Origin of the sequence: Metapseudomonas resinovorans DSM 21078 (genome assembly GCF_000423545.1) — a bacterium.
Taxonomy (GTDB): domain Bacteria; phylum Pseudomonadota; class Gammaproteobacteria; order Pseudomonadales; family Pseudomonadaceae; genus Metapseudomonas; species Metapseudomonas resinovorans.
Genome location: NZ_AUIE01000008.1, coordinates 26,430 through 42,420, shown reverse-complemented (window position 1 = coordinate 42,420; position 15,991 = coordinate 26,430). Strand labels below are relative to the sequence as shown.

The 15,991-nt window shown below is 64.6% G+C and carries 12 protein-coding genes; 8 read left to right on the top strand and 4 right to left on the bottom strand.

The features are described from left to right. Positions 1-312: 312 nt before the first annotated feature. The 3 genes from G559_RS30305 to G559_RS0108950 all read right to left on the bottom strand — a co-directional run bounded on the left by G559_RS30305 (position 313) and on the right by G559_RS0108950 (position 4,231). Positions 313-462 (bottom strand): hypothetical protein, encoded by a 150-nt coding sequence (locus G559_RS30305; RefSeq protein WP_155945691.1) that lies wholly within the window; start codon positions 460-462, stop codon positions 313-315. A gap of 187 nt (positions 463-649) precedes the next feature. Then, positions 650-2,926 (bottom strand): tetratricopeptide repeat protein, encoded by a 2,277-nt coding sequence (locus tag G559_RS0108955; RefSeq protein ID WP_245586486.1) that lies wholly within the window; start codon positions 2,924-2,926, stop codon positions 650-652. A gap of 300 nt (positions 2,927-3,226) precedes the next feature. After that, positions 3,227-4,231: a DUF2860 family protein gene (locus tag G559_RS0108950; protein ID WP_051246512.1), complete on the bottom strand. Its 1,005-nt coding sequence runs from the start codon at positions 4,229-4,231 to the stop codon at positions 3,227-3,229. A 376-nt stretch (positions 4,232-4,607) separates the two neighbouring features. On the opposite strand from G559_RS0108950, the gene G559_RS0108945 reads away from it, so the two are divergent. Both G559_RS0108945 and aspT read left to right on the top strand, forming a co-directional pair. Continuing rightward, positions 4,608-6,245, top strand: a complete 1,638-nt coding sequence (locus G559_RS0108945) for a mechanosensitive ion channel family protein (RefSeq protein ID WP_028627896.1) — start codon at positions 4,608-4,610, stop codon at positions 6,243-6,245. Next, positions 6,242-7,924, top strand: coding sequence for an aspartate-alanine antiporter (gene aspT / locus G559_RS0108940; protein WP_028627895.1), 1,683 nt, complete (start codon positions 6,242-6,244; stop codon positions 7,922-7,924). The genes G559_RS0108945 and aspT overlap by 4 nt, the downstream gene beginning before the upstream one ends. A gap of 86 nt (positions 7,925-8,010) precedes the next feature. Here aspT and G559_RS0108935 read toward each other — a convergent pair whose 3' ends face one another. After that, the gene (locus G559_RS0108935) at positions 8,011-9,312 is read right to left on the bottom strand and encodes an OmpP1/FadL family transporter (protein WP_245586485.1); all 1,302 of its coding nucleotides are present in this window, start codon (positions 9,310-9,312) and stop codon (positions 8,011-8,013) included. A gap of 303 nt (positions 9,313-9,615) precedes the next feature. On the opposite strand from G559_RS0108935, the gene G559_RS0108930 reads away from it, so the two are divergent. The 6 genes from G559_RS0108930 to G559_RS0108905 are packed head-to-tail and all read left to right on the top strand — an operon-like array spanning position 9,616 to position 15,962. Next, positions 9,616-10,596: an AAA family ATPase gene (locus G559_RS0108930; RefSeq protein WP_028627893.1), complete on the top strand. Its 981-nt coding sequence runs from the start codon at positions 9,616-9,618 to the stop codon at positions 10,594-10,596. Between the two features lie 14 nt (positions 10,597-10,610). Further along, entirely contained in the window at positions 10,611-11,561 is a 951-nt protein-coding gene (locus G559_RS0108925; protein WP_028627892.1) for a DUF58 domain-containing protein, read from the top strand. Then, positions 11,558-12,064 carry a DUF4381 domain-containing protein gene (locus tag G559_RS0108920; protein WP_028627891.1) on the top strand — a complete coding sequence of 169 codons (507 nt, stop codon included), beginning with the start codon at positions 11,558-11,560 and terminating at the stop codon, positions 12,062-12,064. Before G559_RS0108925 ends, G559_RS0108920 begins: the two co-directional genes overlap by 4 nt. Then, positions 12,051-13,052, top strand: coding sequence for a vWA domain-containing protein (locus G559_RS0108915; protein WP_028627890.1), 1,002 nt, complete (start codon positions 12,051-12,053; stop codon positions 13,050-13,052). Before G559_RS0108920 ends, G559_RS0108915 begins: the two co-directional genes overlap by 14 nt. A gap of 1 nt (position 13,053) precedes the next feature. Further along, on the top strand, positions 13,054-14,655 hold the full coding sequence (locus G559_RS0108910; protein WP_028627889.1) for a VWA domain-containing protein: 1,602 nt from the start codon (positions 13,054-13,056) through the stop codon (positions 14,653-14,655). Continuing rightward, positions 14,652-15,962 carry a BatD family protein gene (locus tag G559_RS0108905; RefSeq protein WP_028627888.1) on the top strand — a complete coding sequence of 437 codons (1,311 nt, stop codon included), beginning with the start codon at positions 14,652-14,654 and terminating at the stop codon, positions 15,960-15,962. The genes G559_RS0108910 and G559_RS0108905 overlap by 4 nt, the downstream gene beginning before the upstream one ends. Positions 15,963-15,991 lie beyond the last annotated feature (29 nt).

Here is a 15,991-nt window from a genome sequence, read left to right as displayed (position 1 = left end):
TCCGGGTAAATCGGATGCCGTGGTGGCATCCAGAACGCGTGTGCTAATCCGTGCACTTGACGGTCCCTTTAATACATCAATGCGATATCTGTAGGAAATATCTGTCAGAAAAAGTAGATAGCGGATACAAAGCTCGCCAGTCCGCCCATCGTTTATGTCGATTCCGACAAAGATCGGTGTAAGCGGTGGATGGTGGGGCGCAGGGAGGGGCCGGACACCGCACTGACACAATTTTGCCAATCCGGTATCAGCCATCCTCCCGTGCGCCGGTACGGCGATGGGAGGCGCAGAAGTGGCACGAGGGCAGGGCGATTACAGGTGCCTGAACACCTCTCCAATGCTCACCACAGGCATGCTGTGGGCATGTTCCGCGGCCTGCGTGACGGCAGTATCTTGCCGGGCGGACAGCGCCAGGACGCCAATGAGGAAGGGCAGGGTAAGGACAAACAGATAAGGACGCATCGGGGTACTCCTGCATCCCGATAAACGTCGGGATGCTGCAGCTTCTTGTTGTTGGAAGCTGCAACTTGAACCCATTGCGTCTGGAATTATTCACTTTCGACGACAGGGTTTTGACATTTCGCGTCAGCGCCCTGTCATTCGTCGGCCAGCAGCCGCTCGCCGAGGCGAACGACCGCTGGCGCGCCTGCTACTGCCCCTTGAGCTGCACCAGGCGCGGGTCATTCGGCGCTGCCTTCTCCAGCCGACGCGTGTAGCGCTGTGCCTGTTCGCGTTGGCCCGAGGTGCCGTGCAGGTAGATCAGCGCATAGAGCAGGTCCGCATCATCCGGCGACTGCTCCAGGCCGGCTTCCAGCGCGGCTTGCGCCTCGGCGTGGCGTTGCAGTTGCAACAGCAGCAGGCCCTGGTTGTAGCGGATGCGCGAATTCTGCGGTAGCTCCTGCGCTGCGATATCCATCCACTTCAGGCCCTCGTCGGCCTGTCCACGCTCCACCAGCAGCAGCGACAGCATATAGACGAGGTTACCGTGGTCGCCCACCGGCATGTTCGGCAGCGCCACGCCTTCGCGCAGGACTTGCTCGGCCTCGTCCTGGCGCAGCATGCCGTTGGCCAGGGTGACCAGGTTGATCCGCGCCGGTGAGAAGTACGGATCGAACTTGAGCGCCTGGCGGTACTCGTCGAGCGCTTCCATCTGACGGCCGTCCCGCTCCAGGAACACCGCGAGGTTGAGGCGATTGCCCGGCAGGTCGGCGTTGCTCCGAAGGCGTCGTTCGTAGTCCGCCTTTTGCGCCTTGAAGCCCGCGCGGCGCTCTTCCGGTAGCGCCAGGCTGGGAATGCCTGTCAGCGCGCGAACCGCTTCATCGCGTACCGCGAGGTCGGGGTCGTCGAGCAATGGCAGTAGCTGTTTCACTCGCTCCACCGGTGGCTCGCCGGCGAAACCGGAGATGGCGTAGGCGCGCACCAGCGGGCTTTCATCCGGGATGGCCTTGCGCAGGGTCGGCAGTGCCGGCGCGCCGAGGTTGGCCAACTGCTCGGCGGCGGTGGCGCGGACAATGGCCGGTTTGCCCAGGTCCTGGATCACCCCCGTCAGCAGGGCCAGGGAGTCGCCCGTGCCCTGGCGTACCTGGTGGAAGGCCTCGCCGTAATGGGGCGGGCGCTGCGGCTGGCCGAACCAGCCTTCGATGGCCTTGGCCGCCCAGGCCGGCTGCTTGTCCTGGTGGCAGGTGGTGCAGGCGTCCGGGCTGCCGGCCTTGTCGGCAAGGTCAGGGCGGGGGATGCGCAAGCTGTGGTCACGGCGAGGGTCGACCACCATGTAGGTCTTGGCGGGCATGTGGCAATTGACGCACTGGGCGCCGGGCGTGCCGGCCTGGTGGTGGTGATGCTCGGGGGTGTCGTAGTTCTTCGCCTGAAGGCTGGGGAAGCGCTGGGGCGGATTGGGGTTATGGCATTGCTGGCAGAGACCGTTGCCTTCGATCTTCACCTGGGTGCTGTGCGGATTGTGGCAGTCGGTACAGGTCACCCCGGCGGCAAACATCTTGCTCTGGGAGAAGGAGCCGTAGACGTAGACCTCGCCGTCGATCTGCCCGTCGGCATGGTAGAGATCAGGCCGCAGGGTGGCCGGCAGGGTGGCATCCAGTTGCGCATGCCCGTGCTGCTGGCCAACGCCCAGGCTTTGCCGGCGGCTGTGGCAATAGGCGCATTGCTCCACCAGCCCCTTGCTCCCAAGGGCCTTGAAGTCCACCGCGAGGCCGATCTCCTTCGGCGAAGCGTAGGTTTTGCCGGGCTGGGCCTGCTTCGCCCAGTCGACGTGGGCCTGGCTGGGGCCGTGGCAGGCCTGGCAGCCGACGTTCTGTTCATGCCAGGTGGTGGCGAAGCTGTCTTGCTTGTCGTTGTACTGCTTGAGCAAGTTGGTGGAATGGCAGTCGGCGCACATGGCATTCCAGTTCTGGTAGCGCCCGGTCCAGTGCAAGGGGTCGTTCGGCGCGAAGCGCTGGCCCGGATACAGGGAGAACCAGCGCTGGCCGCCCGCTGCCTTGGGGCGGCTGTCCCAGGCGATGGTCAGGGCCTGCAGCCGGCCGCCGGGGAAAGCCACCAGGTACTGTTGCAACGGGTAGTGGCCGAAGGTGTAGAGGATCTCAAAATCGGCTGGCTTGCCGTCGGCGCCCTCGGTGTTGACGAAGAATGTGTCGCCCTTGCGGAAAAAGCGCGCCGTGACGCCTGCCTCATCGAAGGTGCTGCCGGAGAAGTCACCCAGCACGCTGTCCTTGCTCGGTTCGCGCATGGCCCAGTCGTGATCGGAGTCCTTCCAGTCCTTTGCCTGTTCGGCGTGGCAACCCAGGCAACTGCTTGCGTCGGCATAGCCGGCGGGTTCCTTGGCCAGGTGAGGGGGCTGTCCTGCCTCCTGGGCCTGGGCGTTGCAACTGAGCAGCGCGCACAGCGCCAGAAACACTGATGGGATCAAACGCACTTGACGTCCTCGTCCTGGGCCAGTCCGGATACGACTCCTGCGGATGGCGACTTTACGTTGGGCGTGACGATGACAGAGATTCCACGCCCGGCAAAGAGCTTAGGCGGCGATATCCGCCCGTGGTGCCATGTGCCAAATTGGTGGCGTGAAACACGCAGAGTCACCGGGCTAAAGGCTTCGAAACTCCTGCCACCCTGTCTCTGGCGCCGTGGTCAAGGTGGTGGACAACCCGATCGCCCGCTGAGTGAGACCGAAAGGCCACCCGAAGGTGGCCTTGTCGTTTCCGGGTAGTGCGTTACCTCAGAAGGTGTACAGCATGCCCAGGTTCAGGCTGGTGATCTTGGTGTCGTAGAAGTCGATGTTGCTGTCTTCTTCGCCGTAGCTGATGGCGGCGCGGGCACGCCAGTCCTGCAGGCCGAACGGCTCCTTGTAGGTGGCGGCGAACGACAGGCCCATGCGGTCCAGGTCCTGGCTCTTGCCGTAGATGGGGTTGTCGTCGTCGCTTTCCAGCTTGCCGGCGAGCAGGTTGACCACGAACTCCCAGTCCTGCATGCCGGTGTAGGCGTAGTTCAGCTCGGCCTGGTAACCGTCCATGGCCATAGCGTCGCCGTCCAGGTCATGGTCGATCTGCGAGAAGCTGGGCGTGAGGACGTGGCCGGGAGCGGCTTGCCAGAAGTAGCTGACCTTGAGTTCCTTGAGGTCGCCTTCACGATCCAGCAGGTCCCGTTGTGCGGCGGTCAGGCCCAGGGCGGTACCGCTCAGCTCGTCGTCCAGTTCCACGGAGCGCTTGGTGTAGGTCAGCTCCAGGCCGGAGCCGAAGATGTGCTCCCAGCCCAGGCGCATGCCGCCGCTCTTGACGTCGGTCTCTTCGCGGTCGGCGCCCACCAGGTAGGGGTCCTCCCAGGTTTCCATGGGGGTGGAAGCGATGAAGCTGGCGCGCAGGTTGCCGGCATCGCCGATGCCCTGGCGCACGCCGAGCCCGAAGGTGCTGTCCTGGGTCAGGAAGTCTTCCAGTTCGGTGCCGCCGAAGATCTGCGTGCGGCTGTCGGCGAAGGTGTAGCTCAGGCCGAAGTCCAGCAGCAGCTTGCCGTAGCGTTCGCTGTCCGGGCTTTGGGTCAGGGAGTCGATGCGCTCATCCGCGACTTCGGTTCCACCGACGGTCGCGATCATGTTGGTTTCCCGTTCAGTGCTACCGGCGCCGATAAAGGCGAAGCCGGAAAAACCGCTTTCCTGGGGAATACGGTCGTACGCGTTCGCAGACACGGCCGCAGCCGAGCCGAGGATGGCGAGAACAATTCTGTTCACGGGGACTTGCTCCTGGTTGGTGACTCCAATGGTGGGCTGCCTGGCCTGGCCATGCAGCTGATTTTCAGTGTCCCATGCGGCTTGGCGTGAACCCCGTCGAATGCTGCGAAAAGACGGGGAAGGGTGGAGTCACGCCATTCGGTGTTCGCGGTACTCGATGCCGTGCAAGGGCAGCATCGGGATGCATTGCCCCAACGCTGCGGGTCAGCGTAGGAGGCGACTGTGGTTTCGCAAGTCTCCAGTCAAGTTTCTGGATGTGTGGCTAGCAGCTCCGACGGATTTTTCCGGCTGCACTAAGCTCCACTCCGTAAGCCGTTGTCTGCAGGCGCTAATTGCAGCGCGGGAAGGAGCCGGAAAGACATTTGAGGCGGGAAGCATGGGGATACGCGTACAGGGGTGGCTGGCGTTTGGGTTGAGTGTCTTCCTGGGGACGCTGTCCTGGGGGGCGCAAGCGGCGGAGGAGGGGGAGGCAGACGTTGCATCGCCGCCTTCCGTTGAGCTGAAGATTGCCAATCGAAGCATCTTCACGTTCCACGGCACCCTGCTTGGTGAGACGCCGGAAGCCCGTGCCAAGCGCGCCGATGCCGTGATTGAGGAAATGCTCGAGGGCACCGAGGAACTGGACGTCACCCTGGACACCATCCAGGACAGCTACCTCGTGCTGCTCGGCGACCGCCGGGCCTTCATTGTCTCGCCTAAGGACGTGGACTCGGCTGACGGATCGGTCCGGGAAGCGGCGGAAGAGGCGGCCCAGCGGCTTCGCCAGGTCGTCGCGGAATCCCAGGAGGCCCGTAGCCTCCGCTTCCTGCTGACCGCCGGCGGGTTCACCGCCGTGGCGACCCTGTTGTACATCGCGCTGTTGCGGCTGTTCTCCTGGGCTCACGAGAAGGCGCTGTCCTGGCTGCCCAAGCGCATGCGCAAGCACACCAGCGCGTTGAAGATCGGTCAAACGCAACTGGTGGATACCAGCAACCTGTTCCCGATCGTCCGGCGCCTGCTGGCGCTGCTCTACTGGTCAGCGGTGCTGTTGCTCACCTACGAATGGCTGACTTTCGTCCTGCAGCGCTTCCCCTACACGCGGCCCTGGGGTGAAAGCCTCAACCAGTACCTGCTGGAACTGGTCCGTTACCTGCTGGATGCCATCGTCAGCGCCATTCCGGGCCTTGTGATCGCGCTGCTTATCTTCTTCATCGCGCGCGGCTTCAGCGCGTTCAGCAAGCGTGTGCTGGAGCGCTTGTCGCGCCCGGGCACCATCAGCTGGCTCAACCACGAAACCCTGCAGCCGACCACCCGCCTGACGTCCCTGGCCATCTGGCTGTTCGCACTGGCAATGGCCTATCCCTATCTGCCCGGCGCCGGGACCGAAGCGTTCAAGGGGCTCTCCGTGCTGATTGGCCTGATGATTTCCCTGGGCGCTTCCAGCGTCGTCGGCCAGGCCGCCTCCGGGTTGATCCTTACCTATACCCGCACGTTGCGCCCCGGCGAGTTTGTCCGGGTGGGCGAGCATGAAGGCACGGTAACCGAGGTCGGCATGTTCACCACCAGCATCCGCACCGGCCTGGGCGAAGTGCTGACCCTGCCCAACTCGATGATCACCGGCTCGGTGACCAAGAACTACTCTCGGGTGGTCCAGGGCGCCGGCTATGTGGTGGACACGGTGGTCACCATCGGCTACGACACGCCGTGGCGCCAGGTCGAGGCGATGCTCAAGGAAGCCGCCCGCCGTACGCCAGGCATTCTGCAGACGCCCTCCCCGCAGGTGTTCCAGACGGCTCTGTCGGACTTCTACCCCGAGTACCGGCTGGTGGCCCAGGCGGTACCCAGCGAACCCAGGCCGCGCGCCGAGCTGCTGACCCTGTTGCACGCCAATATCCAGGACGTGTTCAACGAGTACGGCGTGCAGATCATGTCGCCGCACTACCTGGGCGACCCCGCGCAGGAAAAATGGGTCCCCAAGGAGCGCTGGTTCACAGCACCGGCCAAGCCGTCTGACCAGGAAGGAGCGAAGCAATGATTGACTTCGTACTCGGCGCCCTGCGCTCGAACCCGGAGATCGCCGTCTTCCTGGCCATCGCCCTGGGCGTACTGATCGGCCGGATCAGGCTGGGCAGTTTCCACCTGGGTTCGGTGGCTGGCGCCTTGCTGATGGGTCTGATCATCGGCCAGATCGGCCTGGAAGTACCCCACGAGTTGAAGTCGGTGTTCTTCGTGCTGTTCATCTACGCCGTGGGCTTCAAAAGCGGCCCGGAGTTCTTCGGTAGCCTCAACCGGGGCACCCTCAAGCTCGTGCTGTTTTCCGTGGTGCTCTGCGCCACCGCCCTGGGCACCATCCTGGCGGTGAACGCCTACTACCACTTCGACGCAGGCTTCACCGCAGGCCTCGGCGCCGGCGCCCTGACCGACACCGCGATCATGGGCACCGCCGGCAGCGCCATCGCCCAGTTGCCCCTTGACGATGCGGCCAAGGCCCAGCTCAACAGCCATATGGCCATCGCCTACGCCATTACTTATCTGTTCGGCACCATCGGCCTGATCGTCTTCGTCGGCAGCATCGCGCCCAAGCTGCTGGGGGTGGACTTGCGCACTTCGGCTCGGGAGCTGGAGCTGGAGCTTGGCATCGCCAGCAACGAGAACATCATCAGCATTCCCTACACCCGCATCGTGGTGCGAGCGCACCGGGTCGCCGAGGGGGCGCAGGGCAGGTCCGTCGCCGATATCGAGCGACTGCACCCGTCCCTGAGCATCGAGCGTGTGGTGCGCACGGGGCAGATCCATGACCGTGAACCCGACCTCGTGTTGCAGGCGGGTGACATCGCTGGCGTCTATGCGCTGCGCGAAGCTGTGGGCGAACTGGACGGCTGGATCGGCCCGGAGGTGGATCACCCGGAGTCGCTGTCGTTCCCGACCAAATCGGCGGACATCGTGCTGACCTCCGCCGAGTTGTCCGGCAAGACCATCCACGAGATCAGGTCGCACCTGGTCGGCGCGAACCGCATGGGCTGCTTCATCAACACCATCACCCGCCAGGGGCTCGACCTGCCGCTGCTGCCCAACACCGTATTGCGCCGTGGTGACGTGATCTCCCTTACCGGTCGTTCTTCGAGCATCGATGCGCTGGCCGCCCAGTTGGGGCGCGTGCGTGAGCGCAGTTACAAGTCTGATATCGCGGTGCACAGCCTGGGCATGGTGCTGGGCGCGCTGCTGGGCATGCTCTCCACCCATATTGGGATGATCCCCATTGAACTGGGCGTTGGCGGCGGCGTATTGCTGGTGGCGCTGCTGATCGGCTGGTACAACTCCCGACACCCCGAAATCGGCGCCTTGCCGCCGGCCGCGCAATGGGCGTTTTCCGAGTTCGGCCTCACCGCCTTCGGTGCCGTGGTGGGCCTGCTGGCCGGGCCGGCAGCCATCGCGGCGATGCAGGAGCAGGGCGTCGCACTGCTGATTTCGGGCGTGATAGTCACCCTGGTACCGCCGCTGGTGGCGCTCTATTTCGGGCGCTATGTGCTGCGCCTGCACCCGATGATCCTGTTCGGCGCATTGGCCGGGGCGCAGACGGAAGCGGCGTCCATGAACAAGATCATCGAGCAGTCCGGCAGCAACACGCCGGTGATCGGCTTTACCGTCTGCTATGCGATTTCCAATGTGCTGCTGGCGGTGTGCGGTCCAATCATCGTGTTCGCATCCAGCTAAGGGCCGGCACGCCGTCGAGCCGTACTGGCATCAGTGACCAGAGGCAAGAATGCCCTCCGAGGAGGGCATTCAGTTTTCACGTGTTTCTAAAAACGCCAGGTCGCGCCCCCGCCAATGACGTGCAGGGAACTGTTGTCGAAGCTCCCGGAAAGGCTATTGCCCGAGCGCTGCTTGGTTTGCTCCACATCCATGTCACCCAGCCAGATGAGGGTGTACGCCATATGCAGATCCAGGCCTTCTTCCACCGCATAGTTCACGCCGGCCGCCAGGCGCCAGGACTCGGCCATGGGGTTGTCCACGGTGCGGTCTTCGTCGTCCACAGCTGAGCTGTCGTAACCCAGGCCCATGCTCCAGCGGAGTTTCGGGCTGGCCTGGTACTGAGCCCCCACCGAGGCGTGCCAGGTGTCCTTGTACTGCCGGTCGACCGTGCGGCTGGTGCCGAGGTTATCGGCATCCACTTCCACACCGATGTTCCCGAACTCGCTCCAGTCCTGCCAGCCGAGGCTGGCGAGCAGCTTCCATTGCGAGTCCAGGTCATGGGCCACGCTCAACAGCGCGGTTTGCGGCACTTCCATGTCGATGTCGAGGTTGTCTACGTCCAGTCGCCGCAGCGCAACGTTCAGCAACGGGTTGCTGATGTCATCCACGCTGGGGCGATCCGAGAACTCCAGGTCGACCTTGCTGGTGTAGGCAAGGCCCACGCGGGTGCGCTCGTTGACGCGGTACAAAAGGCCGATGTTGAAGCCCACGCCAAAGTCGGTGTCCTTGTATTCCAGTTGGCCGTCCGGCCGGTCCGCCAGGCCCAACAGGTTGTTGTTGACGGCCACTTCGGTGCGGTAATAGCCGTACATCATGCGTGGTCCGAACCCGATGGAGAGGTCGTCGTTGATCTTGTAGGCATAGGTGGGTTGCAGCGAAACACCGATGATCGCCGCCTCCTGGGTGAAGTAGCGACCGGCCCAGTCATCGTCGTAGTCCACCGCCAGACCGAAATTCCCGTACATGCCAAAACCGATGCTCGCCTGGTCGTTGACCTGGTGACTGACGAACAGGCTGGCACCGGGCAGGTATTGGAGTGCATTGCCGCCTTCGTTGCCGTCGAACTGGTTGCTGGCATCGCGGGAGAAACTGATATCGCCAAAGATCACCTGGCCATTGGCGCTGATCTGGGTGCCTGGAAGCTCGGTCAGCCCGGCCGGATTGTTCATCAGCACGCTCGGGTCGGTAGCCAGCGCCGCAGCGCCGGCATTGGCCAGCCCCGCGCCTTCCTGGCCGGCTTCGTAGATCAGGATGCCGCCGGCCCAGCCCGCGCCGGGCAATAGCCACAGCAGCGAGCCCAGGGTTGAGAGCCTTGCGACGCGCAGTGACATGGGGTGGCTGCTGAACATGGCGCTTCCTCTGCTGGTCCTTTGCATTTCTTGTGTTGGTGCGACTCGTGCAGGCATCAGTGCCCACGGGCCAACGTTAACCAGCCTAGATGCTTGTCCTGCACACGCAACCGACCCGCAGCCTGAGCCAAGATCGGGAATCGTCTAGCGCATGGCGTGCTGGCGACTAGAGTTACCAAACCCGTAGATCGCGAATGCATCTCGTCTCGAAGGGATGAGCTTCGTTGTGCTGGCTCGCCACAAACCAATGGTTGCGCTTGCGATCGGGCAACTTCCGAGCAGGCTCTGACAGGGAATCGATCAGTGACTACACGTGAGCAGATAGCAGGGTTGGAGGCGAGTGTTTCTGAACAGGTCCTGGGCCAGTCCCAGACGATCCGGCATGTTCTGTTGGGGCTGTTGGCCAATGGTCACGTGCTTCTCGAGAGCCTGCCGGGCCTGGCCAAGACCCGCACCGTCAAGGCCCTGGCAACCCACCTGGATGCGCGGATGAGCCGCATCCAGTTCACCCCGGACCTGCTGCCGTCGGATATCACCGGCGGCGAGATCCTCCAGCAGACCGCCGAAGGCAACCAGATCAAGTTCCAGCCCGGCCCGCTGTTCGGCAACGTGATTCTCGCCGACGAGATCAACCGGGCTCCGGCCAAGGTCCAGGCGGCCTTGCTGGAGGCCATGGAGGAACGCCAGATCACCGTGTCGGGGCAGAGCTACCCCATGCCCGGTCTGTTCATGGTGCTGGCCACCCAGAACCCCATCGAACAGGAAGGCACCTATCCGCTGCCCGAGGCACAGATGGACCGCTTCCTGATGAAGCTGAAACTGGACTATCCGAAGGTGGAGGACGAGAGCCAGGTCCTGCGCCTGGTGCGTGGCGAGGAACAGCGACAGCAGGACGGCAGCGCTGCCCAGGAGCCTGCGCGCCTGCCCCAGGAGGTGCTCTTTGCGGCTCGCCGCGAAATGTCTGGCGTACACGTGTCCGAGGCCATCGACCGCTACTTCATGGGCCTGATCACCGCAACCCGCAAGCCGGCGGATTACGACGCGGACCTCGCGCGCTGGATCAACATCGGCGCGAGCCCGCGCGGCGGCATCGCCCTGGACCGTGTGTCCCGCGCCCATGCCTGGCTGTCCGGCAATGAGTTCGTCTCGCCGGACGATGTGCGCGCCGTGGTGCATCCCGTGCTGCGCCACCGCTTGCAGCTTTCCTACGATGCGATCGCCGATGGCGTGAATGCAGACCAGGTCATCGACCGCCTGCTGGACAAGGTAGCGATCCCGGCCTGAGCGGAGCCAAGCCCATGCAACAGACACAACCGGCTCCGGATGGCTTCGTCCACGCCTCGCTCGCCCAGATGATGGCGTTGGAGCATCGCGTGCGCGGCCTGAGCTTCCTGTCGCGACAGCCGCTGTCGAGCATCCTTTCCGGCAACCATGCCTCGCGCCTTCGGGGGCGAGGGCTCAGCTTCGACGAACTGCGCCACTACATCCCCGGCGACGACCTGCGTCACCTCGACTGGCGCGCCTCCCTGCGCTACGGCAAGCCCTTCGTGCGCACCTTCACCGAGGAGCGTGATCGACCGACGCTGTTGCTGGTGGACCAGCGCATGAACATGTATTTCGGCTCCCAGCGCTGCTTCAAGTCCGTGGCGGCGGCGGAGCTGGCGGCGCTGTCCGCCTGGATCGCCTTTCACGCCGGTGACCGCGTTGGGGGGCTGGTGTTCGGTGATCATCAGGTCGAGCACATCCGCCCGTTGCGCAGCCGGGCGAGGGTGGAGGCGCTGTGTGCCGCGGTGGTGCGCGCCAACCACCGGCTGAGCGCGACCGGCCCGGATGCCGAGCATCACGACCAGCTCGACATCGCGCTGCGCAGTTGCATTGGTGCTGCCGGCCACGACCATCTGGTGTGCATCATCAGCGACTTCGCCGGTGTCACCCCGAAGACGTTGCAACTGCTTCGCCAGCTCAGCGCCCACAACGACGTGATCGCCATGCAGGTCTATGACCCCATCGCGTTGCAGGTGCCGGACAAGGGCCGCATCACCGTCACCCAGGGCGCCTTGCAGGTAGAGCTGGAGGTCGAGCGCCGCCAGGTGCACCGGCCCCTTGGCGAGTTCCTATCCGGCCGGCTGCGTGATGTCGCCGAGCTGCTGCGGCGCAGCCAGGTACCGGTGATGATGATCAGCACCGGCGAAGACACCCTGGAACAACTTCGTCGGGAACTGGGGCGACTGACGGGGATAGCGCGATGACGACCCCGAGCGTGCCCAGCATCGACCAGCTCAAGGAGCTGGCCATTCCCGCACCGCCTTTCAGCTATTTCCCCCAGACCTGGGGCTGGCTGGCCCTGCTGCTGATTCTGCTGGCCATTGCGGTGGTCTGGGGTGCGCTGCGTTGGCGACGCTGGCAGCGTGATCGTTACCGCCGCGAGGCCCTGGCCCGTCTGGACTCCCTTGGGCAGGCCCTGGCCGATGGCGAGCAACGCCTGCCGGCACTGCGCGAGATGCCGGAGCTGCTCAAGCGCGTGGCCCTGTCCATGCCGGACGCGCCGCCGGTAGCGGGCCTGGGGGGAGCCGAGTGGCAGGCATTCCTCACGCAACGTTCGAAGGCGCCGCTGCCGGAGGGGTTTGCCGCGCAGCTGTTCACTCTGGCCTATGCACCGGATGCCCAGGTGCTGGCGATTCCCGAGGAGGAGGCGAGGGCGCTTCTGGCCGGCTGCCGGCAATGGATCGAGGCTCACCATGTGGCAGTTTGACTACCCGTGGGTACTTTTCCTGCTGCCGGTGGTGTGGCTGGGATGGCGCTACCTGCGCGAGTACCGGGAAGGGCGCAGCGCCTTGCGGGTGCCATTCTTCGCTGCAATGAGTCGCGCCGTGGGGCAATCGCCGGGAACCGCCGGGGCCGGAGGAGGCCGTTGGCAACGGGTGCTGAACCTGCTGGTCTGGGCGCTGCTGGTAACGGCCTGCGCTCGCCCGGTCTTCGTCGAACAGGCTATCGAACACGAGCAGCCGATTCGCGACATGATGCTTGCCATCGATATTTCCCAGTCCATGCAGACCACCGACTACACCGATGCCAGCGGCCAGCGTGTGGACCGCCTGACGGCGGTGAAGGCCGTGGTGCGCGACTTCATCGACCGGCGCAAGGACGATCGCATCGGCCTGATCGTGTTCGGTACTGGCGCCTATCCGCAGGCGCCGCTCACCCTCGACCATGCTAGCTTGCGGGTATTGCTCGATGAAGTGGGTATCGGCATGGCCGGCCCCAATACCGCTCTGGGAGACGCCATCGGGCTCTCGATCAAACTGCTGGAGAGCGCCCGTGAGCAGGAGAAGGTCCTGATCCTGCTCACTGATGGTAACGACACCGGCAGCGCCATTACCCCCGGGCATGCGGCTCAGATGGCAGGTGCCCGGGGCGTTGTCGTGCATACAATCGGCATTGGTGATCCGCAGGCCAGTGGCGATGCCAAGGTGGACCTACAGACCTTGCAGGACATCGCTCGCGCCACGGGTGGCCGCTTCTTCCGTGCCGATGATCGCGATGCCCTGCAGCAGGTCTACGCCACCCTCGATCAACTCACGCCGCACAAGGTGAAGACCTTCAGCCACCAGCCCAAGCGCGACCTGTTCTGGTGGCCGTTGGGCGGGGCACTGCTGCTCCTTGCTGTCGCCCATGGACTCGCGGCGCTGGCGAGTCGACTGAAACCGGCCGGGGTCGCTCGGCCGCAAGAGGAGCGCTGAGATGGACATCGACCTCAGTGCCTTCCACTTCCTGCGACCGCTCTGGTTGCTACTGATCGTGCCGGGAGTACTCCTGCCGTTGGCGTGGCTCCGTCGCCATGACCTCAAGCGCCAGTTGGACGGCATCATCGCGCCACACCTCGTCGAACACCTGGTCATCACCCCGCACGACGACCAGCGCCTGCGCCCGGTTCACTTGCTCGGTGCCTTGCTGGTGCTGGGTGGCATCGCCGCTGCTGGGCCGACCTGGCAGCAGGACATTCCCGACTTCCTCGATAACCGGGCGCCGCTGATCCTCGCTGTAGACCTGTCACCCTCCATGGATGCCGACGATGTTCCGCCCACCCGGCTGGCCGCCGCCCGACACAAACTGCACGACCTCATCCAGCGTCGAGCAGGGCCCCGTACCGCACTGATCGCCTATGCCGGAAGCGCACACCTGGTGTTGCCAGCGACCGAAGACCCGGTGCTGCTGGATACCTTCCTCCAGGCGCTGGACACCGGTCTCATGACGCAACCCGGCAAGGATGTACTGGGCGTGATCGACCAGGCGAGGGTATTGCTGGATGCCGAGAAAGCCCCCGGAACCTTGGTGCTGGTGACCGATGGCGCCGATCCCGACCAGTTCGAGGCCATCAGCAAGCGGCTGGAGGGGGGCGACTTGCAGGTACTGGTGCTGGCAGTCGGTAGCCAGGACGGCGGGCTGGTGCGTGATGCCAAGGGGCAGCCCCGGGTCGCTGCCGATGGCCGGCCCGTGCAGGCCAGTTTCGATGAGGATGCACTGAAGCGACTCGCCGATGCGGCCAACGCTCCCCTCGGCAGCCTGACCCTGAACGAGGACGACCTCGACTGGATCGAACTGCACGCCCAGCGGCATTTCGAAGCGGTGCAAGGTGACGGCCAGCAAGTCCACTGGAAAGACGCCGGCTACTGGCTGTGTTGGCCATTGGCACTGATTGCGTTCTTCTGCGTGCGACGGGGCTGGCAGGTTCACTGGCTGGGCGGGTTGCTCCTGGCGGTGCTGCTGGGAACAGCACCGGCGCCAGCCCGTGCCGGTGCACTGGCGGATGCCTTCTTCACGCCGGACCAGCAAGGGCGTTGGGCCTTCGAACATGGGCATTTCCCACAGGCTGCGGCGCGCTTCGCCGATCCTTACTGGAAGGGCGTGGCGGCCTATCAGGCAGCTGACTACGATGCGGCCCTGGCAAGCTTTGCGCGGCTCGACACGGCGCCGGCCTATTTCTTCCTCGGCAACATCTACGTTCACCACTTCAAGTTCCCTGAGGCCATCGCCGCCTACAAACAGGCCCTCGCCAGGCAGGCGGACTTCCCTGAAGCCACGGCTAACCTCGCCCTGGCCGAGGCACTGCTGAAGGACTACGAAGACCAGCAGGACGCGGGCACGCCAGACGAAAAGGCCGACAAGGTGGTGGAGGACCAGACGCCCGCCAAGGGCCGCCAGGAAAGGCAGCAGAACACCCCCCAGGCCGCTTCCGATCAACTCTGGTTGAACAACCTCACCACCTCGCCAGCGCAATTCCTCAAGCGCAAGTTCATGCTTCAGGAGGCTGCTCGCCAGCAGGCTGCGGAGGTAAAACCATGAAACGGCTGCTGGTGTGTCTGTTGCTCTGCCTGCCGCGGTTGGTGATGGCCGAGGAACCCGAAGTACGGGTGCAGAACCGTCTGGCTCCCGCCGACTCGGTGATGGTGGGCGGCACAATCAATCTGGAGGTGGACCTGCTCGTAGACACCTGGTTCACCGCAGCCCCCATCCTGCCGAAGCTGGAGCTGCCGGGGGCGGTTGTGAACCCGCCCAGTGGCGAGGCGCAGCACCTGACCGAGCAGCAGGATGGCAAGACCTTCTTCGGCCTGCGCTTCATCTATCAGATCACCCCGCAGGCGGCGCAGCGCTTCGAGATTCCTGCGCTGGAATTCCAGGTGCAACCCGGCCAGGCCAGCGGCCCGGTCAAGGTGCGCAGTCAGCCCCTGGCCTTCGCCGCCAAGGAGTTGGCCGGTGAGTCGGACGGCCATCGGCTGGTTGCGACGAGCGTCACCTTCACCCAGGAAATCGAGCGCTCCCATGACCCATTGCGGGTTGGCGACAGCATCACCCGCCGGGTCAAGGTGCAAGCAGAAGGTGCCCAGGCCATGCTGCTGCCACCACCCGAGTTCGTCGAGGTGAACGGGCTCAAGCGCTACGTGCAAACGCCACGCGTGACGCCGCTCAGCGATGGCCGGGGCGGTACCCTGGGTGGCGTCCGCGAGGACTCGGTCACCTACGTGATCGGCGAGGCCGGGGAGATCGACTTGCCCGCCATCGAGCTCAAGTGGTGGGACGTCGCGACAGGTGAGGGCCACAGCGCCGCGGTACCGACGGTCGAGCTGAAGGCCGCCAAGGGCGACTACCAGGCGCCGTTTTCCATCAGCGAAGACTTGCGAGCCCTGGGTCAGAAAACCCGCCTCCGGCTTTCCGGCCACGGGATGTTGCTGGGGATGTTCCTGGTGCTGGGCGGTGGCCTGGCCTATCTCGGCCGGCCCTGGGGCAGGGTGGCACTGGCGTCGCTGCGGCGCTGGAGAGCGGCACGAAAACGGGCCTGGCTGGAATCCCCCGACTATGCCTGGAAGCTCGCCCGCCGCCAGTTGAAGGGGCGCCCCACACAATTGGGCGGCCTTTACCTCTGGGTTCGGCGGAGCACGGGAAATCGGACCCTGTCTGAATTTTCCGACACATCATGCGACGCATTCTCAGATCGTTTGCTAGGCTTCTTCAAATCTCGCTACGGGGCGGCTTCGGCGCCGAGTCAAGCACCTGCCGACCTGAGGCGGGTCCTGCCGGATGTACGGCGAGCGGTATCGGTACGGAAGAAGGTGCGCCCTGAAGGACACGGGCTCAAACCCCTCAACCCCTGACTCGGGCGAGCCAGGCAAACCGGAACTCA

Bases quoted from the DNA above. Each gene is read 5' to 3' on its own strand.
- G559_RS30305 (WP_155945691.1), bottom strand. From the start codon at position 462: ATGCGTCCTTATCTGTTTGTCCTTACCCTGCCCTTCCTCATTGGCGTC.
- aspT (WP_028627895.1), top strand. From the start codon at position 6,242: ATGATTGACTTCGTACTCGGCGCCCTGCGCTCGAACCCGGAGATCGCC.
- G559_RS0108915 (WP_028627890.1), top strand. From the start codon at position 12,051: ATGTGGCAGTTTGACTACCCGTGGGTACTTTTCCTGCTGCCGGTGGTG.
- G559_RS0108925 (WP_028627892.1), top strand. From the start codon at position 10,611: ATGCAACAGACACAACCGGCTCCGGATGGCTTCGTCCACGCCTCGCTC.
- G559_RS0108945 (WP_028627896.1), top strand. From the start codon at position 4,608: ATGGGGATACGCGTACAGGGGTGGCTGGCGTTTGGGTTGAGTGTCTTC.
- G559_RS0108920 (WP_028627891.1), top strand. From the start codon at position 11,558: ATGACGACCCCGAGCGTGCCCAGCATCGACCAGCTCAAGGAGCTGGCC.
- G559_RS0108935 (WP_245586485.1), bottom strand. From the start codon at position 9,312: ATGTTCAGCAGCCACCCCATGTCACTGCGCGTCGCAAGGCTCTCAACC.
- G559_RS0108910 (WP_028627889.1), top strand. From the start codon at position 13,054: ATGGACATCGACCTCAGTGCCTTCCACTTCCTGCGACCGCTCTGGTTG.
- G559_RS0108905 (WP_028627888.1), top strand. From the start codon at position 14,652: ATGAAACGGCTGCTGGTGTGTCTGTTGCTCTGCCTGCCGCGGTTGGTG.